The organism is Nesterenkonia cremea (assembly GCF_014642675.1).
In the GTDB taxonomy this organism is placed as follows: Bacteria; Actinomycetota; Actinomycetes; order Actinomycetales; family Micrococcaceae; genus Nesterenkonia; species Nesterenkonia cremea.
Map to the genome: position 1 here is coordinate 1 of NZ_BMIS01000015.1, position 21,270 is coordinate 21,270.

Here is a 21,270-nt window from a genome sequence, read left to right on the forward strand (position 1 = left end):
CCTATCATCGCCGCCGCCGACAGCGGAGGCTGGGTAAGCTGACTCCGGTCGAATACGAGACCGTTCACAAGGATGCCGTCGCCCTGGCGGCATAAGCCCGACGGTCAACCGAACCTTCAGCAGACCCAAGTCACATCTGGAGGACTGCCTGGCTCTGGCCGGGGACTGCCATGCGATCTACACCAGCATCGATGACTCGCTGCGACGGATCGCGAACCAGGCCTTCTTCGACAAGCTCTACGTGACCGAGGCTGACACCGTGGACGGGGAGCCCGGGGTGCCGTTCAACCCCCAGGTCCAGGCGACCGCGTTGCGCCAGCAGACGGACGGAGACCTCACTAGGACTCAAACCGGTGATGTCGGCGGTTTGAACAACGACGATCTGGTGGGCGCTGAGGGACTCGAACCCCCGACCTATTCGGTGTAAACGAAGTGCTCTAGCCAACTGAGCTAAGCGCCCGGACTGTGCCGCATGAACGGCAACAGCCTAGAACTATAGCAGAGTTCTGTTTCCACAGACCCTGCGTGGAGTCACCCGTCGGTGAGAGCAGTCTGCTCGGCAGCGTACAGAGCCGCCCCGACGATGCCGGCGTTGTTCTGCAGCTGAGCGGTGACCACCTCGGCGCGCAGGCCCTCCACATAGGGGAGGAAGTCCTCGCTGCGCTTGGAGATGCCCCCGCCGATGATGAACATCGAGGGCGGGAAGATCCGCTCGAGGTGCTTCAGATACCGGCCCACAGTGCGCCCGTACTCATCCCAGGGCATATCGGCGCGCTCACGGGCCGAGGCCGAGGCGACCTTCTCTGCGATCTCGCCTTCGAACTCCAGGTGGCCGAACTCGGCATTGGGCACCAGGACGCCGTCGTGGACCATGGCGGCACCGATCCCGGTGCCCAGGGTGATGGTCATGACTGTGCCGGTGCGCCCGACGCCGGCGCCGTAGCGCGCCTCTGCCAGGCCGGCGCCGTCGGCGTCGTTCATGGTGTAGATCTGGCCGGGAAGCTCGGCCAGCAGCTGGCCGGCGTCGCACTCCAGCCAGGAGTCATCGATGTTCGCCGCGGAGAGCACCACATTGTCGATGACGATGCCGGGCACCAGCACACCCACCGCCAGATCATCGGGCGACGGCGCGCCCTTGCGGTGCAGCAGCTCGTGCAGGATCGTGTCGATCACCTCAGCCACAGCCTCCGGAGTGGCCGGCTTGGGCGTCGGGATGCGGTATCGCTCGCCCACCAGATCACCGGTGGGAAGATCCACGATTCCGCCCTTGATGCCAGTTCCTCCGACGTCGATGCCGATGGCACGCCGTGGAAGGCGCTTCACTCCTGCGCTGGCCGGACCGATGGCCCGGGCGGCGAGGGCGTCGCCCTCAGGGAGGTTCTCGGGGGAGCGGTCGGAGGTGGTCATGAAGTCAATTCTCCTCTGAGGGCAGGGTCAGGATGTCGGCACCGTCCTCGGTGACCACCAGGGTGTGCTCGAACTGGGCAGTGCGCCTCCGGTCACGGGTGACGGCGGTCCAGCCGTCTTCCCACATGTCCCAATGGCGGGTCCCCAGTGTGATCATCGGCTCGATGGTGAAGACCATTCCCGGTTCCATGGGCTGAGAATGGTCAGGAGCCGCATCGAAGTGAGGTATGACCAGTCCGGTATGGAAGGCGGGGCCGACCCCGTGGCCGATGAACTCGTGGACGGTATCATAGCCGAAGCGCCGGGCGTATACCTCAATGGTCCTGCCGATCACGTTGATGGGACGGCCCGGCTTCACCGCGCGGATGCCCCGCATCATGGCTTCCTTCGCCCGCTCCACCAGCAGCCGTGACTCTTCATCCACCTCGCCCACCAGGAAGGTCACGTTGTGGTCCCCGTGGACGCCGTCGAGGTAGGCGGTGATGTCCAGGTTCACGATGTCGCCGTCCTGCAGGACGGTCGAGTCAGGGATGCCGTGGCAGACGACCTCGTTGACCGAGGTGCAGATGGCCTTCGGGAAGCCTCGGTAGGATAGGCAGGAGGGATAGGCCCCACGTTCGATCAGGTACTGATGGGCGAAGGCATCCAGCTCATCGGTGGTCACACCCGGGCGGATGAGCCGCCCGGTGGCGACCATCGCGTCGGCTGCGAGCTGTCCGGCACGGCGGATCTTCTCCACTGTCTCGGCGTCGAAGACGTCCGGGCCGGTGTACTCCGGCGGTGCGTCCAGTCCGACATAGTTCGGCCGCTGGATATGGTCTGGGACGCTGCGCTGCGGGGAGACGATGCCCTTGGTGAGGGTGCCGACCGGCGCGGAGGAAGAAGCAGAGGACTGCGCTGAGGTCATAGATGTCATCCTAACGCTATGCGGACGGTGGTGCTGTCGTCGCACCTGCGGCCGGACGTAGGCTGGACCCATGGGCAACGACTATTGGTACAACATCGAGACCGGCCAGGTGGAAGAGGGAGCCCAGTCGAGCTGGAAGCACCTGCTGGGCCCCTACAGCTCCTATGGTGAGGCTGCGCAGGCGATGGAGCGTGTCAAGGCCAACAACGAGGCCTGGGAGGACGAAGATGCCTCCGAGCACTGGCAGGACGACGGCGGCCAGAGCGGCTGAGCGAGCAGCCGGGACAGTTCAGTCGCAGACGGCGCAGATCAGTCAGAGTCGGGACAGGCCAGTCAGAAGGAATGCTCCTCGCCCGGGAATGCGCCCTCGAGCACCTCCTGGCGATAGCTGCTGACCGCCTCGGTCATCACCTGGCGCAGGTCTGCGTACCTCTTGACGAACCGCGGGGTCCTACCCTCGCCCAGTCCCAGCATGTCCTGCCACACGAGCACCTGGCCGGTGGCGGCGGCACCTGCGCCGATGCCGATGGTGGGGACCTTCAGATCGGCGTCGAGCAGAGCCATCACGTCAGCTGGGATCATCTCGGCCAGCACAGCGAAGGCGCCTGCCTCCTCCATGGCCCGGGCGTCGGTCAGGACCTTCTGTGCGGCGTCTCCACGGCCCTGGACCCGGTAGCCGCCCAGGGCGTGTTCGGACTGTGGGGTGAAGCCCACATGACCGATGACCGGGATCCCTGCGGAGACCATGGCGCGGATATGGGGGGCCAGCTCGGCGTCGCCCTCCACCTTCACCGCGTGGACTCCGGCCTCCTTCATGAAGCGCACCGCGGTCTCGACCGCCTGCTGCGGGGAGGCCTCGTAGGTGCCGAAGGGGAGATCTGCGACCACCAGGGCGCGGCGGGCGCCGGCGACCACAGATTTCGCGAAGACCAGAAGCTCATCGGTGGTGATCGGAAGTGTGCTCTCCCGGCCCATCATCACGTTGGCGGCGGAGTCGCCCACCAGCAGAACCTCGACGCCGGCTTCGTCGAAGATGCCCGCGGTCATGGCGTCATAGGTGGTCAGCATGGCGAAGCGCCGCCCCTGCTCCTTGAACTGCCTCAGATGAAGGGTGCGGATCCGGGTCGGAGTCGACTTCTGCGCATCGGACATGCCCATAGAGTACAGCCTGGCCCGATTTGGGTAGAGTGGGTCGCGGATTGGACTCACCCCGTGTCAGGAGGCTGCACGCATGGATCGACAGCAGGAATTCGTACTGCGCACCATCGAGGAGCGCGATGTCCGGTTCGTGCGGCTTTGGTTCACCGACGTCGTCGGTTCGCTGAAGTCCGTGGCGCTCTCCCCGGCAGAGGTCGAGGGTGCCTTCAGCGAGGGGCTGGGATTCGACGGCTCCTCCATCGAGGGACTGTCCCGCGTGTTCGAGTCGGACATGCTGCTCAAGCCGGACCCGTCCAGCTTCCAGATCCTGCCCTGGCGCGGCGAGGACGAGCCCACCTCCCGCATGTTCTGCGACGTCCTGACCCCGGACCAGGAGCCGGCCGCCGGTGACCCGCGCTGGGTGCTGCGCCGCCAGCTTGAGGCCGCCGGTGAGATGGGCTTCACCTGCTACACCCACCCGGAGATCGAGTTCTACCTCTTCGAGTCCGAGGAGCTCGACGCCGACGGCCTGCCTCGCCCCGCCGACCGCGCCGGATACTTCGACCACATCACCGGCTCGGTCTCCCAGGACCTGCGCCGTCAGACGGTCAACATGCTCGAGGCCGTGGGCATCTCGGTGGAGTTCACCCACAACGAAGTCGGCCCCGGCCAGAACGAGATCGACCTGCGCTATGCCGATGCCCTGACGACTGCGGACAACATCATGACCTTCCGCACCATCGTCAAAGAGGTGGCGCTGCAGCACGATAAGTTCGCCTCCTTCATGCCCAAGCCCTTCTCGGAGCACCCAGGCTCGGCCATGCATACCCACTTCAGCCTCTTCGAGGGCGACACCAACGCGCTGTACTCGCCCAACGCCGAGTTCAACCTCTCCACCACGGCGCGCCAGTTCATCTCCGGCGTACTGACCCACGCCCCCGAGTTCACCGCGGTCACCAACCAGTTCGTGAACTCCTATAAGCGCCTCTGGGGCGGGGGAGAGGCTCCCTCCCACGTCTCCTGGGGCCACAACAACCGCTCCGCCCTCATCCGCGTGCCGCTCTACAAGCCCACCAAGGGCGGATCGGCGCGCATCGAGTTCCGCGGCATCGACTCTGCGGCCAACCCCTACCTGGCCTACGCCATGGTCCTGGGTGCCGGCCTGAAGGGCATCCGCGAGGAGTACGACCTGGGTGACGCCATCACCGAGGACGTCTGGTCGCTGACCACCGCCGAGCGCAAGGCCCTGGGCATCAAGCCGCTGCCGGGCACCCTGCATGACGCGATCCGTCAGATGGAGGACTCCGAGCTGGTGGCCGAGGTCCTGGGCGAGCAGGTCTTCGGCAACTTCCTGCGCAATAAGCAGCAGGAATGGGATGAGTACCGCGTGAACGTCTCACCCTGGGAGATCAGCCGCTACCTGGGGACCATCTGAGTCGAGTTGACTGCTGCTGCCTCGCATGACCGGATACTCACGACGTGACCTGATCGCCACCGGCTTCCAGGACCTCGAGCGTGCCACCGCGTTCCTGGCCGATGAGCAGCTGGCCGACTTCGAACCGGCCCCGCTGCTGGCTGCGCTGCGGTTTGCTCCCAATACTGACCAGGCGGTCCTGCTGCTGATCCGCCTGCTGGAGCGCGCTCCGCAGCTGAAGGAGCTCTTCACCGTGTCCCGCGGCGAGTATCCGCGGGCCGTTCCGCTGTTCCGGCTGCTGGGAGCCTCCCAGGCCATCAGCGAGTTCCTGATCCGCCGTCCCGAGCACACCGATCTGCTCCTGGCTTCCGCGGCGATGCTGCATCCCGGTGAGGACGGCACTCCCGCCCAGCCTCCGGCGGTGACCGTACCCGGGGAGCTGCGCAGCACTCTGCTGCGCGCCGTCCGGGCGGACCCTGACGCCGAGGTACCGCAGGCTGAGCTGGCCGAGGACTTCACCGGCAAGGACGCCTCCGTGGCGCTGCGGGTGGCCTATCGCCGTGAACTGGCCTCCCTGGCCCTGCGCGACCTCTGTGCGGAGGACCCCTTGGGCTATCAGCCTCTGGTGGCGCGTCAGCTGGCCGACCTCGCTGCCGCCGCACTGGAGGCCGCCCTGGCTGTCAGCCGCGCCGAGCAGCGTCGGAAGCAGGGTGAGCTGGTCGACGACCTGGAGCTGGCTGTCATCGGGATGGGCAAATGCGGCGCCCGCGAGCTCAACTACATCTCCGATGTGGACGTCATCTTCGTCCATCGCGCCCCGGAGGACGTGGACCCCGGCCAGGCCCGCACTGCGGCCGCTGCCATGGCCGCCGGGATCTCCAAGGTCATCAACACCGCCGCCCCGGAGCCCGGGCTCTGGGAGGTGGACGCGAATCTGCGCCCTGAGGGCAAGGACGGCGAGCTCTCCCGCAGCCTGGACTCCCATGTGGAGTACTACCGCCGCTGGGCCCACGGCTGGGAGTTCCAGGCTCTGCTCAAGGCCCGTCCCATCGCGGGCAGCGCCGCGCTCGGGGCGGACTATATGGAGAAGATCTGGCCCTTCGTCTGGAGCTCATCCCAGCAGGAGGGCTTCGTGGAGAACGTCCAGCGGATGCGGCGTCGGGTCTTCGAGAACATGCCGGCCGCCTCCGCGGAGCGGGAGCTGAAGCTGGGCCGCGGCGGCCTGCGCGATGTGGAGTTCACCGTCCAGCTGCTGCAGCTGGTGCACGGACGTGTGGATGAGTCGCTGCGGGTCCGAGACACGCTCTCGGCCATCGATGCCCTGACCGCCGGCGAGTACATGGCCAGCCGGGACCGTGACGCCATGTCGCGCTGTTACAGTCAGCTGCGGCTCTATGAGCACCGGATCCAGATGTCCCAGATGCGGCGCACGCATCTGATGCCGCAGAAGGAGACCGAGCTGCGCGCGCTGGCCCTGGCCGTGGAGCCGCCCAGCCCGCTGCGCCGCTCCCATCCTGAGGCTCTGCACCAGCAGTGGCGGGGTATCGTCCGTGAGGTCTCCAGCTTCCACGAGACCATCTTCTACCGGCCCCTGCTCTCCACCACGGCGGTGCTCTCCGATGCGGAGGCTCGGCTCTCGCCCGAGGCGGCGCAGGAGCGCCTGGCGGCCCTGGGCTATGCCGATACCCGCGGGGCCATGCGCCATATCGAGGCGCTGACCTCTGGGGTCAGTCGTCGGGCCACACTGCAGCGCCGGATCCTGCCGATGATGCTCGGCTGGTTCGCCGAAGGGGTGGATCCCGACGCCGGCCTGCTCGCCTTCCGCCGGCTCAGCGAGTCGCTGGGCACCAGCCCCTGGTACCTCACCATGCTGCGTGACTCCTCTGTGGCGGCCGAGCGGCTCTGCCACATCCTCTCCAGCGCCCGGTTCATCTCCGATCAGCTGGAGCATTCCCCGGAGTCCACCAAATGGCTGGGCGAGGATAAGGATCTGGTGCCGCGCAGCTTCGACCAGCTATGGCGCGAGATCCGCAACTCCCTGGCCCGCCATGAGGCGGACATTGCAGCCGCGGTGCGCCTGGTGCGGCTCATCCGCCAGCGCGAGGTGCTGCGGGTGGCCATCGCCGATGCCGTGGGACGGCTGGACGTCCAAGAGGTGGGCGCCGCGCTCTCCGATGCGGACCGTGCGGCCGCCCTGGGTGCCCTGCACATGGCCGAGCGTGAGGTCTTCGCCCAGGACCGCCAGCATGTGAAGTTCCTGGTGGTCGGCATGGGGCGCCAGGGTGGACGCGAGATCTCCTACGGCTCCGATATGGACGCGCTCTTCGTCCACCGGCTGGCCGAGGGAGGAGACCCGGCAAAGGCCGACGCCCAGGCGCAGAAGCTCGCTGTCCGGTTGAGGGCCCTGCTGTCCCAGGGCGCGGCCATCCGTGGTGAGTACCCGCTGCAGCTGGACGCCGATCTGCGGCCGGAGGGGAAGAACGGGCCGCTCTCACGCTCCCTGGACTCCTTCGTCGAGTATTACCGCCGCTGGATGGAGGTCTGGGAGCGCCAGGCCCTGCTGCGTGCCCGTCCGCTGGCCGGCTGCGATGAGCTGGCCGCCGACTTCATGGAGCTGGTGGACGGCATCCGCTACGGCGAGGAGCCCAGCACGGCTCAGGTTCGGGAGATCCGGCGCATCAAGGCCCGGGTGGAGTCTGAGCGGCTGCCCCGCGGAGCGGATCCGTCGCGGCATGTGAAGCTGGGCCGCGGAGGCCTCTCCGACGTCGAATGGCTGGTCCAGCTGCTCCAGCTGCAGCACGCGCACCGCCGGAGAAAGCTGCGCACCCCTTCCACACTGGCGGCATTGGACGCCCTGGTGGATGAGGAGCTGCTGAGCCCCTACGACGCCGCCATCCTGGCTGAGGCCTGGACGCTGTGCACCAAGGTCCGCTCCGCCTCCATGATCTGGCGCGGCAAGACCTCCGATGTGCTGCCCTCAGCCCGCCGGGATCTGGACGCCATCGGCAGGTGGTGCGGCTTCGAGCCCGGCAGCACCTCAGGCTTCGAGGAGCACTATCTGCGCACCACCCGCCGGTGCCGGCAGGTCTTCGAGCGGCTGTTCTACGAAGAGGCATGACCGGCAGGCTGACGGGCCGCTGGCTGAGACCCCTCAGCCCGTGGGGGCCAGCAGTTCCAGAGTCCGCTGCTGGGCCTCCTCGGAGGGTGCCAGGTTCACCAGCATGATCTCATCGGCCTGGACCCCGTCGCCGAAGGCGTCCAGCCAGTCCACGACCTCCTTCTGGGTGCCGGAGACGGTGCGGCTGAGCATGCCCAGGACCTGCTGGCCGGCGGGGTGGTCGCGCAGCTGGGTGACATCGTCATCGGAGAGCTGTTTATTGCGGCCCAGCATGGTGCGGATCCAGCTGTCCTCAGCTTGACGCTGCTGTTCTCGGGCGTAGTCGCCGTCGTCGTGGGCGATCACATTGGCCGCGGCGATGAAGTGCGGCTTGGAGCCCGGGCCGGCTAGCGACTTCGAGGAGTCGAACTGCTCACGGTAGGTCTCGGCGGCCTGGGTGAGCATCTGCGGAGCGAAGTGCGAGGCGAAGGCGTAGGGGACGCCCAGCTGGGCGGCCAGCTGAGCGCCGAAGAGCGAGGATCCCAGGATGTGGAGCGGGACATCGGTGCGGTGACCGGGGAAGGCGTTGACCCCCGGGATGCGGCTGTAGCCGGCCAGGTAGCCGTTGAGCTCCATGACGTCGGACTGGAAGTGATCGGCCTCGGTGCCGTCGCGGCGCAGGGCGCGCATGGTGACGCCGTCGGTGCCCGGTGCGCGGCCCAGCCCCAGGTCGATGCGTCCGGGGAAGAGGGTCTCCAGGGTGCCGAACTGCTCGGCGATGACCAGGGGGGAGTGGTTGGGCAGCATGATGCCGCCGGCGCCCACCCGGATGTTCTCCGTGGCGGCGGCGATGTGCTGGATCAGCAGGGAGGTGGCCGAGGAGGCCACATGGGGCATGTTGTGGTGCTCGGCGAACCAGAGCCGGGTGTAGCCCCGGGAGTCCGCAGTCTGCGCCAGGCGTCGGCTGCGGGCGATGCCCTCTGCGATCGGCTCCCCGGAGTGCACACGGGCGAGGTCGAGCAGGGACAGCGGGCGGGATGCAGTGGTGGACATATCCACGCCAACGCCGCAGCGGGCTCGCGTAATCCCATCTGTGATGCGGCCCGTCTCCGGCCAGTCTCCGAGGGCGCCGACCTCCTAGGATGGGAGGCATGGCTCATGGCGAATATAAGGTGCCCGGCGGCAAGCTGGTGGTGGCAGATCTGCAGCTCAGCGAGGACGGCTCGGTCATCGCACGGGCTTCGATCAACGGTGACTTCTTCCTCGAACCCGATGACGCGCTGGAGGACCTCAACGCCGCGCTGAGCGGACTGCCCTCCGATGCCTCCCGGGAGGACATCGCCGCTGCAGTGCGTGCCGGACTGTCCGAGGGCGCCCTGATGATCGGCTTCGACGAATCCTCGGTGGCCACAGCGGTGCGCCGGGCTCTGGGACGGGCCACCGGCTGGGAGGACCACCAGTGGGAGGTGCTGCCGGCCACCAACCTGCCCATAGCGGTCAACGTGGCCCTGGACCAGGTGCTCACCGAGGAGGTGGGCGCTGGCAACAGGCCTCCGCTCATGCGCCTCTGGGACTGGTCCGAGCGTGCCGTGGTGATCGGCTCCTTCCAGTCGCTGGCCAATGAGGTGGACAGTCAGGCCGCTCAGCAGCTCGAGGCCGAGGTGGTCCGCAGGATCTCCGGCGGCGGGGCGATGTTCATGGAGTCGGGCAACTGCATCACCTACTCCCTGTGCTTCCCCCAGTCGCTGGTGGACGGACTGAGCTTCGCCGATTCCTATCCATTCCTGGACTCCTGGGTCATGGAGGCCTTGGAACATGTGGGGGTGCAGGCCGAGTACAAGCCGCTCAACGACATCGTCTCCGCCGCCGAGGGCGTGGGCCGGGGCCGCAAGATCGGTGGCGCCGCCCAGAAGAGGCTGGCCAACGGCGGTATGGTCCACCACGTGACCATGAGCTACGACATCGACGCCGAGCGCATGACCCAAGTGCTGCGCATCGGCCGCGAGAAGCTCTCCGATAAGGGCCACCGCTCAGCGGTCAAGCGCGTGGATCCGCTGCGCAGCCAGACCGGACTGGCCCGCAGAGAGATCATGGACGTCTTTGTCCGCACCTTCGCAGAGCGCCACGGGGCGAAGGTGGCCAGCATCCGGCCGCATGAGCTCGCCCGGGCGGAGCAGCTGGTGGCAGAGAAGTTCGGAACCGAGGAATGGACGGAACGGGTTCCATGAGCATCGAGGACATCCTGACCCAGCCGCTGCTGGACAGCATCCGGCAGCGGGCTCCGGGCTATGACGAGCGCAATGAGTTCTGCGCCGAAGACCTCCAGGAACTCACCCAGGCGGGCTACCTCCGGGCCCTGGTGCCTGCCGAGCACGGCGGGCTCGGGTGGGACCTTCCGCAGCTGGTCCAGGCCCAGCGGCTGCTGGCCGCGCATGCCCCGGCCACTGCGCTGGCGGTCAATATGCACCACGTCTGGATCTCTGTGGCCCGCCAGATGGTGGCCAGGGGCCACCAGGAGTTCGAACAGGTGCTCACCGAGACTGCTGAGGGGCACCTCTTCGCCTTCGGCATCTCGGAGCCGGGCAACGATGCCGTCCTCTTCGACTCCACCACACAGGCTCAGGTGCTCCAGGACGGTTCGGTCAGCTTCACCGGCACCAAGATCTTCACCACGCTGTCCCCGGCGTGGACGCGTCTGGGGCTCTTCGGCAAGGATGTCTCGGCCTCTGGGGATCCGGAGGAGAAGCCGCTGATCGTCGGCTTCCTCCCGCGTGAGGCCCCGGGCTGGGAGATCATCGACGACTGGGACGTCCTGGGCATGCGGGCCACCCACTCCAACGCCACGGCGCTGAAGGGTGCAGCCGTGCCGGCCGAGCGGATCGTGCGCCGGCTCCCGGTGGGGCCCAATCAGGATCCGTTGGTCTTCGCCGTGTTCTCCTCCTTCCTCACGCTGCTCTCCTCGATCTATACCGGGATCGGAGACCGGGCCCTGCAGCTGGGCGCCGAGCATGCGGCGTCGCGGACTGCACTGACCACCGGGAAGAGCCTGAGCCAGGACCCGGACATCCGGTACAAGCTGGCCGAGGCGCAGATGCAGCAGCTGGCGCTGGACTCCCAGCTGCGCGGAATCGCTCAGGACGTGGAGCAGGGTGCCGACTACGGGGCCTCCTGGTTCCCTCGGCTGGTCACCCTGCGCACCTCAGCCACTCGGACGGCGCGCTCTGTGCTGGAGGCGGCGCTGAACGCAGGCGGGGGAGCGCAGTACCGCCGGACCTCGGAGCTCTCCCGGCTGCACCGGGACGCCCTGGCCGGCATCCATCACCCCTCGGACGACGAATCCGCCCACCGCACCCTGGCGAACTTCACCCTCGGCCCCGCGGACTGATCCTTGAGGAGCTCTGCGGCTCCCCGGATCCTCTGCAGTAGGGTGGGGGAAGAGGTCCTGCGTCGGACCGACGCAGGACTCAATACCCCAGGAGGGCAGAGTCGTGTCACAGAACGTCGCGCAGAAACTCATCGCCGACCATCTGGTCGAGGGAGAGATGACTCCCGGAAGCGAAATCGCTCTGACCGTCGACCAGACGCTCACCCAGGACGCGACCGGCACCATGGTGATGCTCGAGCTCGAGGCCATGGGCCTGGACCGCATTCAGACCGAACTGTCGGTGCAGTATGTCGATCACAACTTGCTGCAGACAGACGAGAAGAACCCCGACGACCACCTTTTCCTCCAATCGGCGGCCCAACGCTTCGGCCTCTGGTTCTCCAAAGCCGGAAACGGCGTCTCTCATCCGGTGCACCAGTCGAGGTTCGGGCGACCGGGTGCCACGATGATCGGTTCTGACTCCCATACGTGTGCCGCCGGCGCGCTGGGAATGCTGGCGATCGGTGTCGGGGGCTTGGAAGTGGCGATGGCCATGGCCGGTCAGCCCCTGTATGTGGAGATGCCTGAGATCTGGGGAGTGGAGCTCACCGGTGACCTTCCTGACTGGGTGTCGGCCAAAGATGTGATTCTGGAGCTGCTGCGCCGCCACGACGTCAAAGGCGGAGTCGGACGGATCATCGAGTATCACGGTCCTGGATTGGCGCAGCTGACTGCGATGGACCGCCACGTGATCGCCAATATGGGCGCTGAGCTCGGAGCCACCACCAGCGTCTTCCCCGCCGACGATGCGGTCCGCGAGTACCTGGAGGCAGTAGGCCGTGCAGATGACTACACCAGGATCGTGGCTGACGACGACGCCACCTACGACGTCGAGGAACATATCGACCTCTCGACCCTCGAACCGCTGATCGCAAAGCCGTCGTCGCCGGGAAACGTGGTGCCGGTGTCTCAGGTGAGCGACGAGGATGTGTTCCAGGTGGTCGTCGGCTCCTCGGCCAACCCGGGGCTGCGCGACTTCGCTGTCGTCGCTGAGATCCTTCAGGGGACCCAGACCAGCGACCAGGTATCAGTGGACATCAACCCGACCTCGCGCGAGGTCCTCGCAGACCTGATCACGGGAGGATGGATGACCTCTCTGGTGGCTTCCGGCGCGCGGATCCATCAGTCCGGCTGCATGGGCTGCATCGGCATGGGCCAGGCCCCGGCGAGCGGACGCAACTCTTTGCGGACGATGCCACGCAACTTCCCAGGCCGCTCGGGGACAGAAGAGGATGCCGTCTGGCTGTGCTCGCCGGAGACGGCGGCCGCTTCTGCTCTGACCGGGAAGATCACAGACCCGCGCGAACTCGCGTCCAGCCATCGGATCCAGTATCCGAAGCCGCAGATGCCTGAGCATTACAGCGCCTACGACGACATGCTGCTGGCACCGCTGGATCCGGAGAAGGCGGCACAGGTCGAGCTGGTGAAAGGCCCGAACATCGCGTCGCTGCCAGATTTCGAGCCTCTGCGAGACAGACTTGAGGCTCCGGCTCTGCTGGTGATGGGGGACAATGTCTCCACCGATGAGATCATGCCGGCAGGATCGCGCGTGCTGCCGTACCGCAGCAATATCCCCAAGATCGCCGAATTCAGCTTTGAGCGCATCGATCCCACCTACTCCCAGAGAGCCTCCGCGGCCCAAGGCGGACATGTGGTCGTCGCCGGAGCGAACTACGGTCAGGGCTCTTCACGTGAGCATGCTGTGATCGCGCCGCGATACCTGGGACTGCGTGCCGTGATCGCCAAATCATTCGCGCGGATCCACTGGCAGAACCTGGCGAACTTCGGGATCCTCGCGCTCGAATTCGACGATCCTGATGCGTATGGAAGCATCGCCCAGGATGACGAGGTCGTGTTCGAGGACCTGCGTTCAGCCCTGAAGTCAGGAACCCGGATCTCAGCCCAGATCGGCGGACGTGACGTGGCGCTGCACCACCGTCTCTCAGATCGTCAGGTTGACATGGTCCTCGAAGGCGGCCGTATTCCGCAGGCGGCGAAGAGAGCCTGAGGGCACTCTGTACCGTGGATCGCGAGAGTGCCCCCGCCCGGCTTCCGGACAGCACAGAAGCGCCTCGGGCAGCCGCCCGAGGATTGGGCGATGCGCGAGGCGCTTCTGAGAGATGTCAGAGTGGCTGAGTCACCGTGGCACGGGGGAGGTGACCGGTTCTTGGGGTGGCAGGAAGCGGTCACCTCCCGTGATGCTGGCAGAGTCAGACTCTCCGAGGACCGATCACACGCTGTAGTAGAGCTCGAACTCGTAAGGGTTCGGACGCAGGTTCAGGGGAGCGATCTCCTCTTCACGTTTGTACTCGATCCACGCCTTGACCAGCTCTTCGGTGAAGACGCCGCCCTCCAGCAGGAACTCGTAGTCGTTCTCCAGGGCGTCCAGGGCCTCCTCGAGACTGCCCGGAGCCTGCGGGATGTCCTTGAGTTCCTCGGCGGGCAGCTCATAGAGGTCCTTGTCCACCGGATCGTGGGGCTCGATGCGGTTCCTGATGCCGTCGAGGCCCGCCATCAGCATGGCGGCGAAGCCCAGGTAGGGGTTGCCGGAGGCATCCGGTGCGCGGAACTCCAAGCGCTTGGCCTTCGGATTGGCGCCGGTGATCGGGATGCGCACCGCTGCGGAGCGGTTGCCCTGGGAGTAGACCAGGGAGACCGGAGCCTCGTATCCCTTGACCAGACGCTTATAGGAGTTGACGGTGGGGTTGGAGAAGGCCAGCACGGCGTGTGCGTGCTTCAGCAGGCCGCCGATGTACCAACGAGCGGTGTCGGAGAGGTTGGCGTAGCCCTTCTCGTCGTAGAACAGGGGGTCACCGCCGGACCACAGGGACTGGTGGCAGTGCATGCCGGAGCCGTTCTCACCGAAGATCGGCTTGGGCATGAAGGTGGCGGACTTGCCGTACTCCAGTGCAGTGTTCTTCACGACATACTTGAACTTCTGGACGTCGTCGGCCGCGTGGACCAGAGTGTTGAACTTGTAGTTGATCTCCTGCTGACCGGGGCCGGCCACCTCGTGGTGGGAGCGCTCGACCTCGAGGCCCACAGCGTCGAGGGCCAGGCAGATCGCGTCGCGGACATCAGCGCTCTTGTCCTGCGGAGTGACCGGGAAGTAGCCGCCCTTGGTGGCGAGCTTGTGGCCCAGGTTGCCGCCCGGGATCTCCTCGCCGGACTTCCACTCTGCTTCCTCAGCGTCCACGGAGTAGAAGGAGGCCTGAGGGGTGGAGGACCACTTCACGTCGTCGAAGAGGAAGAACTCAGCCTCGGGACCGAAGAAGGCGGTGTCAGCGATGCCGGAGGAGGACAGGTAATCTTCCGCCTTCTGAGCCACACCGCGCGGGTCGCGGGCGTAGGGCTCGCCGGTGCGGGGGTTCACGATGGAGAAGTTCATCGCCAGAGTCTTCTCTGCGCGGTACTCGTCCAGGAACGCGGTGGCCACATCCGGGATCAGCTGCATATCGGACTCTTCGATGCCCTGGAAGCCGCGGATGGAGGAGCCATCGAACAGCTGACCGTTCTCGAAGAACTCGAGATCGACGGTCTTGGCCGGAACATTGAAGTGGTGCTGGAGGCCGGGAAGGTCGGTGAAGCGGATGTCGACGAACTTGACGTCCTCTTCCTTGATGAACTTCAGAACTTCCTCGGGGCTGGTGAACATGCGTCCGTGCTCCTCTATGGGTGATGCGTTCGGGTCACCCCTCACCCTACCGAGGTCTGAGTTTCTCACCCATCACGCAAATGTTTCAGGCATGTAACTTAAGTCGCTCATCCGGTTCCGAATTAGGATGGCGGGGATGACTGCAGAGAACGACGCCGGCTGGCCCGGCCAAGAGTATGGGCTCCCTGAGTCCGGAGCCGGCAGCATGGCACCCTTCGGTCGGCGCGTGCTCGCCCTCTTCATCGACTGGGCGCTGGTGATGTTCCTGGGGACGCTGCTGGCCGGGACCTTCGCCGGTTCGGCGCAGGTGGCCGATCAGACCGGGGGACTGGTGGCCCTGGTGCTCTTCGTGCTGATGCATCTGACGATGGTCAGCTTCCTGGGCATCACCGTGGGCAAGCGGATCGTCCGCATCCAGGTGGTCCGCGGGACTGAGGTGCCTGGCCTGTCCGCCGTCGCGCTGCGCACCGGTCTGCTGCTTCTGGTCCTGCCCGCCATCCTGGCTGGCCCCGACGGCCGCACGCTGCATGACAAGGCAGCGGGGACATTCCAGCTGCGCATGTGATCCCTGAGCCCTGCTCCCAGGCCGAGTAGAGTCTGTGCAGAACCTGATCCGGACGGGTGGACAGCGCAGCATGCTCGCCAGCACCCACCGGTGAACGGAACAGATCTGCGAGGAGAGGGAGACACAGTGGAGCAGAGGGCTCAGCAGGTGTGGGGTGCGGCGTCGTTGGCGGCGCTGCTGATGCTGACCTCCTGCGGAGGCGGGGACGCCGCCCAGGACGGCACGGCCGAGGACGAGGCCACACCGGCCGCCGAGGGTGGAGACGGCGCGGAGGCGACCACCGGCGAGGACGCCGAGGGCGAGTCTCAGGCCGACGCTGAGCAGGAGGCCCGCCAGGACGAGGCTCCTGACTTCGCCGAGTCCAGCAGCACCTCCATGATCCACGACACCACGCTCCACCAGGACAGCCTGACCGATACGGTCATCTCTCCGAAGTCCGTGGTGGCCAGCGGCGACGGCCTGGCCATCGCCAACAACATGCTCTACCAGAACACCGTCACGATCTATGACACCGAGACCAAGGAGCTGGTCCAGGAGCTGCCGGATACGGTGAATCCCGGCGAGCTGGGCGCAGAGGGCCACCCGGACTCCGTGGAGGGCGCCCCGGTGGAGGCGGTCTGGACCGAGGACGGCGACTACGCCTATGTCTCCAACTACCGGCTGGCCGATATGGGTGCCACCGCGGAGGACAGCTGCGCGGCCGGCGATGCCATCGCACCCTCGGCGGTCTACCGCTACAACGTGGCCGAACAGGACTGGGATCAGTTCATCGAAGTGGGCCGGGTGCCAAAATTCGTGGAGCTGACCCCGGACGGCTCGCGTCTGTTGGTCACCAACTGGTGTGACTTCGACCTCTCGGTCATCGACACCGAGACCGGTGAGGAGGAGTTCAGGGTTCCGCTCAACGCTCAGCCACGTGGAATCGCGGCCATGCCGGACAATGAGACCGTCTACGTGACTGCGATGTACGCCGATGAGCTCTACACCGTGGACCTGGAGTCCCAGGAGAGCGAGGTCATCTACGACCAGGCGAGCTTCCCGCGGCATCTGGTGCTCTCACCTGACGGTGAGACCCTCTATGTGACCTTCTCCCGCTCCAACCTGCTGGTCGCCTTTGACACGGAGACCGATGAGGTCATCCGCACCGCCGACACCGGCCAGGAGCCGCGGACCATGGACATCTCGGCCGATGGCAGCGCGCTCTACGTGGTGAACTACGACGAGGACACCGTCTCCAAATTCGACGCCGAGAGCTTCGAGGAGATCAGCCGCGAGTCCACCGGGCATCTGCCCATCGGGGTCAGCTATGACCCGGTGACCGCCTCAGTGTGGGTGGCGAACTATTCCGGCACCATCGACGTCTTCGACGACTCCGGCGAGGCCTCCGGGGATGCCGAGGACGGCTCAGCGGAGTAGGGCTTCCGGGTCAGGTAGCTGCTCTGGTAGCGGTCCCAGAGGTTGGCCGCGGCCACCATGGTCAGCGCGGAGCCCAGCATATGGGCCCACACCAGGCCGATGGGCAGCCCGGTGAAGTGCTGCCAGTAGCCGACCACGCCCTGGGCCACGATCACGCCCACCAGCAGCCATGCCGCACGGCGCTGGGCGCCAGAGGTGCGTAGCCCGACCTGGCGGAACAGGATGGCGATGGTGGCGGCGCAGAGGACGTAGACCGGGACCACATGCATCTGGGTGACCAGCTGCGGATCGAAGTCGTGGCGCGGGGATCCCGGATCTCCTGCGTGGGGGCCGGTGCCGGTGACCACAGTGCCCAGCACCACGGCGGCCCAGGCCGCGCCCAGGGCGACCCAGGCCATGCCGCGGGTGACGTTGTCGGTGCCGCCGTCGATCAGGGAGACTCCGGGCTCGCTGCTGCGCAGCTCCAGGTTCACCCGGTTGAGGATCCAGGTGGCCACCATGACCAGGCCCGCGGAGGCGATGAAGTGCAGCCCTACCACCCAAGGGTTCAGGTTGGTCCACACGGTGATGCCGCCGATCACGGCCTGCACCGGGATGCCGGCCACGATCAGGGTGGACATGACCACCAGCGAGCGGTGGGTCTCCCAGAGCCGCACCACGGCCAGCAGCATGGCCGCGGCGATGGCGATCAGCACATAGGTCAGCATCCGGTTGCCGAACTCGATGGCGCCGTGGATGCCCATCTCCGCAGTGGAGACCAGGGAGTCTTCGGTGCACATGGGCCACTCGGGGCAACCCAGGCCGGAATCGGTGAGCCGGACGGCACCGCCGGTGAGGATGATGCCGATGTTGGCCACCAGCGAGGCCCAGGCGATCAGCTTGGTCCTGCGCGTGATCTCGGTGGGGAGCCGACGTCGGATGCTATCGATGATGTTCATGGGAGGGTCCTCATCTCCAGTTGAACCAGCGGCGTGCGGCCAGGATCGCCAGGGCGGCCCAGCCGGCAAGGATGATCAGGGGCAGCAGTGCCGGGCTGCCCTCCAGGGTCGCAGTGCGGATGCCCTCGCCCAGCGCGGCTGAAGGCAGCAGGAGCAGCAGGGCGGCTGCGCCGTCGTGATCGAGCGGGAACACCGTCCCGCCGACGGCACCCATCAGCACCCAGAGCACGTTGGTCAGCGCAAGCGTGGCCTCGGCCCGGACTGTTCCGGCCAGCAGCAGCCCCAGTGCCGTGAATGCGGCGGCACCCACCACGACGACGGCGGCCAGCCACAGCAGTCCGGCTGGGTCCGGGGACCAGCCCAGGGCCAGTCCGGCACCGCCGAGCACCACGGCTTGGACGATGACCACACAGAGCACGGCCAGGGCCTTGCCCAGTATCAGGCCCGTGGGGCCTAGGGGAGTGGTGGCCAGATAGGCCAGCACTCCGTATTGGCGTTCGAAGCCGGTGGCGATGCCCTGTCCGGTGAAAGCCGAGGCCATGACGGCCAGGGCCAGCACGCCCGGGGTGATGACGTCGATGCTGGGCAGGGAACCGTCGCCCAGGGCGATGTCCAGTCGGTGGGCGCCCAACAGCACCAGCAGGGGCAGGATCAGGGAGACCAGCAGCTGCTCGCCGTTGCGCAGCACATTGCGGGTCTCATAGAGACCGTGTGCCAGGATCCGCCGGGAGGCCGGGGCGGGGCGTGAGATCTCGATGCTCATGAGGTGGAGACCTCCCAGAACACGTCCTCGAGCGTGCGGGCCTCGAAGGAGACCTCGCCGGGCATGAGGCTGATCTGCTCCCACCAGGTGGCCAGGGCGCTGAGATCGGCCGGAGTGCTGATCCCGGAGGCGGCCCAGCGGGCGCCGGGCTCATTGTCCGCGCTGCCGTCGAGCTCCAGAGCGGTGGGTGCCGACTCCAGCTCACCGCGGGTGAGGGTGCGCGGGGCGACGAACACCAGCCGCCGCTCGGGTGCGGCTCCGTTGGTCAGGGCGGGGTCGGCGTCGCCGGTGAGCTCCGAGACCGTGCCGTGGCGGACCACTACGCCGTCCTTGAGGATGAACACCGAGTCGGCGAGCTTCTGCGCCTCCTCCAGCAGGTGGGTGGTCAGCACGATGCCCAGCCCCAGTTCGCGCAGGTGCTGGACGAGGTCGAAGACCATCTGCCGGGACTGCGGATCCAGGCCGGCGGAGGGCTCGTCCAGGAAGACGACCTCCGGGCGGCCGATCAGGCTGGCGGCCAGGGCTGCGCGCTGCTTCTGCCCGCCGGAGAGTCGGCGGATATTGGTGGTCATGAAGTCCGCCATGCCCAGGCGCTCCACGAGGTCCTCCACGGGCCAGGGGTCCTGGTGGAGGCGGGCCACATGGCGCAGCAGGACACCGGGCTGCTGGGACTGGGGGAGTCCGCCGTCCTGCAGCATGACACCTACGCGGGCGCGCAGCTCCGCACCGGCGGCGAAGGGGTCCTGACCGAGCAGCTGAACGGTGCCCTGGGAGGGGCGGATGAGGCCCTGGGCGGCACCGAGGGTGGTGGTCTTGCCGGCGCCGTTGGGGCCGAGGAGGACGGTCACCTCGCCGCGGCGTGCGGTGAAGTCGACGCCGCGGAGGATCTCCTTCACGCCAGCCGTCTGCCGGGCGGAGCCGACGGCGTACCGCACCTGGCGCAGGCTGAGGCAGGGTGGATGCTGGGGCACCGGTCCAGTCTACCTTTTCTACAGTGCGTAGAAGAAAGCCGCGCGCGCTCCGTGTGAGGAGGCGATAGAGTGCCGTGCTGTGACTGCGCAGAATGACACCGCCCCCTCGAGCAGCAGGCCGCTCGGCGTCCTGGACCGCTACTTCCACATCACCGAGCGAGGATCCACGCTGGGCCGCGAGATGCGCGGGGGGCTGGCGACCTTCTTCGCCATGTCCTACATCATCGTGCTGAACCCGCTGATCATCGGTGCCGCTGAGGATTCCACCGGCCATTATCTGGGCGGGGGCACCGAGCCGAACCTGCCGGCGGTGGCCGCGGCGACCTCGCTGATCTCGGGCCTGCTGACCATCCTGATGGGGATCATCGGAAAGTTCCCCATGGCGGTGTCATCCTCGCTGGGGCTCTCAGCCTTCGTCACCTACGGCATCGTAGTGCTGCCCGGCATGACCTGGGCTGATGCCATGGGTCTGGTGGTCATCGAAGGGTTCATCCTGCTGATCCTGGTGCTGACCGGGTTCCGCTCAGCCATCTTCAACGCCGTGCCGTCACCTCTGAAGGTGGCCATCAGTGTGGGCATCGGCCTGTTCATCGCGCTGATCGGCATGATGAACGCCGGGTTCATCCAGAACTCCGGCGGCGCCGGACTGGAGCTGGGTGTGGGCGGATTCGTCTTCGGCTGGCCGCTGCTGATCTTCCTGGTGGCCCTGTTCGCCCTGTTCGTGATGTGGTCGGCTGACGTCCGCGGTGCCATCCTGTACTCGATCATCACCGCCACCGTCCTGGCCATCACCATCGAGTCCCTGCTCACCGTGGGGCCGCGCACCGATGACGACGGCGAGGTGGTCAACGAATACGGCTGGGACCTCAACGTGCCCACGTTGGACCAGGACTGGATCACTGCACCTGACCTCGGCCTTCTGGGTGAGTTCAACCTGCTGGGCTCCTGGGAGTCGGTGGGCCTGGTGGCCGCCACGCTGCTGATCTTCACCCTGCTGCTGGCCAACTTCTTCGACCTGCTGGGGACCATGGTGGGCGTCTCCAACACCGGTGACATCAAGGATGAGCAGGGTGAGATCCCTTACTCCCGCCGCATCATGGTCGCAGACGCCCTGGGCACGATGGGCGGCGGCGCCGGTGGAACCTCGGTGAACTCCGGCTTCATCGAATCCACCGTGGGTGTGGGCGACGGCGCCCGCACCGGCTTCGCCAACGTCATCACCGGCCTGCTCTTCCTGGCGACCATCGTCCTGGCGCCGCTGGCGGCCCTGGTCCCCACAGAGGCCGCCTCGGCCACGCTGGTGCTGGTGGGCTTCCTGATGATGCAGCAGATCACCCGCATCGATTGGAAGGACGTGGAGATCGCCATCCCCGCCTTCATGACGCTGGTCATGATGCCTTTCAGCTACTCCATCACCAACGGCATCGGCGCAGGGTTCGTCACCTACGTGCTGATCAAGGTGCTGCGCGGGAAGTTCCGCGAGGTGCATCCGCTGATGTACGTCACCGCGGCGCTGTTCGTCCTCTACTTCGTATCCGGCCCGATCCAGGACGCCCTGGGCGTCAGCTGATCGGGG

General features: G+C 66.8%; 17 protein-coding genes and 1 tRNA gene. 9 read left to right on the forward strand and 9 right to left on the reverse strand.

All coding sequences use genetic code 11. The features are described 5' to 3' along the window. Positions 1–383: 383 nt before the first annotated feature. The 3 genes from IEW85_RS12705 to map form a co-directional block, all read right to left on the reverse strand. Positions 384–460: transfer RNA gene (locus IEW85_RS12705), tRNA-Val, on the reverse strand. A 71-nt stretch (positions 461–531) separates the two neighbouring features. Further along, positions 532–1,407, reverse strand: a complete 876-nt coding sequence (ppgK, locus tag IEW85_RS12710; RefSeq protein WP_188686378.1) for a polyphosphate--glucose phosphotransferase — start codon at positions 1,405–1,407, stop codon at positions 532–534. A 4-nt stretch (positions 1,408–1,411) separates the two neighbouring features. Continuing rightward, positions 1,412–2,314, reverse strand: coding sequence for a type I methionyl aminopeptidase (gene map / locus IEW85_RS12715; RefSeq protein WP_229659022.1), 903 nt, complete (start codon positions 2,312–2,314; stop codon positions 1,412–1,414). Between the two features lie 70 nt (positions 2,315–2,384). Between map and IEW85_RS12720 the strand changes: the two genes are divergently transcribed. Further along, on the forward strand, positions 2,385–2,585 hold the full coding sequence (locus tag IEW85_RS12720) for an SPOR domain-containing protein (protein ID WP_188686385.1): 201 nt from the start codon (positions 2,385–2,387) through the stop codon (positions 2,583–2,585). A gap of 62 nt (positions 2,586–2,647) precedes the next feature. On the opposite strand, the gene panB is transcribed toward IEW85_RS12720, so the two are convergent. Beyond that, the gene (gene panB / locus IEW85_RS12725) at positions 2,648–3,472 is read right to left on the reverse strand and encodes a 3-methyl-2-oxobutanoate hydroxymethyltransferase (RefSeq protein WP_188686387.1); all 825 of its coding nucleotides are present in this window, start codon (positions 3,470–3,472) and stop codon (positions 2,648–2,650) included. A gap of 73 nt (positions 3,473–3,545) precedes the next feature. On the opposite strand from panB, the gene glnA (IEW85_RS12730) reads away from it, so the two are divergent. Both glnA (IEW85_RS12730) and IEW85_RS12735 read left to right on the forward strand, forming a co-directional pair. Then, entirely contained in the window at positions 3,546–4,886 is a 1,341-nt protein-coding gene (gene glnA / locus IEW85_RS12730; protein ID WP_188686389.1) for a type I glutamate--ammonia ligase, read from the forward strand. Positions 4,887–4,911: 25 nt separating this feature from the next. Then, entirely contained in the window at positions 4,912–7,983 is a 3,072-nt protein-coding gene (locus IEW85_RS12735; protein WP_188686392.1) for a bifunctional [glutamine synthetase] adenylyltransferase/[glutamine synthetase]-adenylyl-L-tyrosine phosphorylase, read from the forward strand. 33 nt (positions 7,984–8,016) lie between these two features. Here the strand turns inward: IEW85_RS12735 and IEW85_RS12740 are convergent, their stop codons facing one another. Next, positions 8,017–9,015, reverse strand: coding sequence for an LLM class flavin-dependent oxidoreductase (locus IEW85_RS12740; RefSeq protein WP_188686394.1), 999 nt, complete (start codon positions 9,013–9,015; stop codon positions 8,017–8,019). 98 nt (positions 9,016–9,113) lie between these two features. Between IEW85_RS12740 and lplB the strand changes: the two genes are divergently transcribed. The 3 genes from lplB to IEW85_RS12755 all read left to right on the forward strand — a co-directional run bounded on the left by lplB (position 9,114) and on the right by IEW85_RS12755 (position 13,394). After that, positions 9,114–10,190, forward strand: a complete 1,077-nt coding sequence (lplB, locus tag IEW85_RS12745; protein WP_188686396.1) for a lipoate-protein ligase small subunit — start codon at positions 9,114–9,116, stop codon at positions 10,188–10,190. After that, positions 10,187–11,347, forward strand: a complete 1,161-nt coding sequence (locus IEW85_RS12750) for an acyl-CoA dehydrogenase family protein (protein WP_188686398.1) — start codon at positions 10,187–10,189, stop codon at positions 11,345–11,347. The genes lplB and IEW85_RS12750 overlap by 4 nt, the downstream gene beginning before the upstream one ends. A gap of 103 nt (positions 11,348–11,450) precedes the next feature. Then, entirely contained in the window at positions 11,451–13,394 is a 1,944-nt protein-coding gene (locus IEW85_RS12755; protein ID WP_188686402.1) for an aconitate hydratase, read from the forward strand. A gap of 222 nt (positions 13,395–13,616) precedes the next feature. Here the strand turns inward: IEW85_RS12755 and glnA (IEW85_RS12760) are convergent, their stop codons facing one another. Next, complete coding sequence (gene glnA, locus IEW85_RS12760; RefSeq protein WP_188686405.1) at positions 13,617–15,041, reverse strand: type I glutamate--ammonia ligase; 1,425 nt, start codon at positions 15,039–15,041, stop codon at positions 13,617–13,619. Between the two features lie 136 nt (positions 15,042–15,177). Here glnA (IEW85_RS12760) and IEW85_RS12765 point away from each other — a divergent pair, with 136 nt between their 5' ends. Both IEW85_RS12765 and IEW85_RS12770 read left to right on the forward strand, forming a co-directional pair. Beyond that, entirely contained in the window at positions 15,178–15,606 is a 429-nt protein-coding gene (locus IEW85_RS12765) for an RDD family protein (RefSeq protein WP_188686408.1), read from the forward strand. A 126-nt stretch (positions 15,607–15,732) separates the two neighbouring features. Then, positions 15,733–17,022 (forward strand): YncE family protein, encoded by a 1,290-nt coding sequence (locus IEW85_RS12770; protein WP_188686411.1) that lies wholly within the window; start codon positions 15,733–15,735, stop codon positions 17,020–17,022. Here the strand turns inward: IEW85_RS12770 and IEW85_RS12775 are convergent. From IEW85_RS12775 to IEW85_RS12785, 3 genes are read right to left on the reverse strand one after another with little or no spacing between them, the layout of a single operon-like run. Further along, positions 16,947–17,960, reverse strand: a complete 1,014-nt coding sequence (locus IEW85_RS12775; protein ID WP_188686412.1) for a COX15/CtaA family protein — start codon at positions 17,958–17,960, stop codon at positions 16,947–16,949. The two genes, IEW85_RS12770 and IEW85_RS12775, sit on opposite strands and share 76 nt — an antisense overlap. 10 nt (positions 17,961–17,970) lie before the next feature. Further along, positions 17,971–18,723, reverse strand: coding sequence for an ABC transporter permease (locus IEW85_RS12780; RefSeq protein WP_188686414.1), 753 nt, complete (start codon positions 18,721–18,723; stop codon positions 17,971–17,973). Further along, positions 18,720–19,694, reverse strand: a complete 975-nt coding sequence (locus IEW85_RS12785) for an ABC transporter ATP-binding protein (RefSeq protein ID WP_229659023.1) — start codon at positions 19,692–19,694, stop codon at positions 18,720–18,722. Before IEW85_RS12785 ends, IEW85_RS12780 begins: the two co-directional genes overlap by 4 nt. Positions 19,695–19,773: 79 nt before the next feature. On the opposite strand from IEW85_RS12785, the gene IEW85_RS12790 reads away from it, so the two are divergent. Next, positions 19,774–21,264 (forward strand): NCS2 family permease, encoded by a 1,491-nt coding sequence (locus tag IEW85_RS12790; RefSeq protein WP_229659024.1) that lies wholly within the window; start codon positions 19,774–19,776, stop codon positions 21,262–21,264. The last annotated feature ends 6 nt before the right edge of the window (positions 21,265–21,270 follow it).

Coding starts and splice junctions, on each gene's coding strand:
- glnA (WP_188686405.1), bottom strand. CDS start 15,041: ATGTTCACCAGCCCCGAGGAAGTTCTGAAGTTCATCAAGGAAGAGGAC.
- IEW85_RS12720 (WP_188686385.1), top strand. CDS start 2,385: ATGGGCAACGACTATTGGTACAACATCGAGACCGGCCAGGTGGAAGAG.
- map (WP_229659022.1), bottom strand. CDS start 2,314: ATGACCTCAGCGCAGTCCTCTGCTTCTTCCTCCGCGCCGGTCGGCACC.
- IEW85_RS12750 (WP_188686398.1), top strand. CDS start 10,187: ATGAGCATCGAGGACATCCTGACCCAGCCGCTGCTGGACAGCATCCGG.
- IEW85_RS12780 (WP_188686414.1), bottom strand. CDS start 18,723: ATGAGCATCGAGATCTCACGCCCCGCCCCGGCCTCCCGGCGGATCCTG.
- ppgK (WP_188686378.1), bottom strand. CDS start 1,407: ATGACCACCTCCGACCGCTCCCCCGAGAACCTCCCTGAGGGCGACGCC.
- IEW85_RS12775 (WP_188686412.1), bottom strand. CDS start 17,960: ATGAACATCATCGATAGCATCCGACGTCGGCTCCCCACCGAGATCACG.
- IEW85_RS12735 (WP_188686392.1), top strand. CDS start 4,912: ATGACCGGATACTCACGACGTGACCTGATCGCCACCGGCTTCCAGGAC.
- panB (WP_188686387.1), bottom strand. CDS start 3,472: ATGGGCATGTCCGATGCGCAGAAGTCGACTCCGACCCGGATCCGCACC.
- glnA (WP_188686389.1), top strand. CDS start 3,546: ATGGATCGACAGCAGGAATTCGTACTGCGCACCATCGAGGAGCGCGAT.
- IEW85_RS12765 (WP_188686408.1), top strand. CDS start 15,178: ATGACTGCAGAGAACGACGCCGGCTGGCCCGGCCAAGAGTATGGGCTC.
- lplB (WP_188686396.1), top strand. CDS start 9,114: ATGGCTCATGGCGAATATAAGGTGCCCGGCGGCAAGCTGGTGGTGGCA.
- IEW85_RS12740 (WP_188686394.1), bottom strand. CDS start 9,015: ATGTCCACCACTGCATCCCGCCCGCTGTCCCTGCTCGACCTCGCCCGT.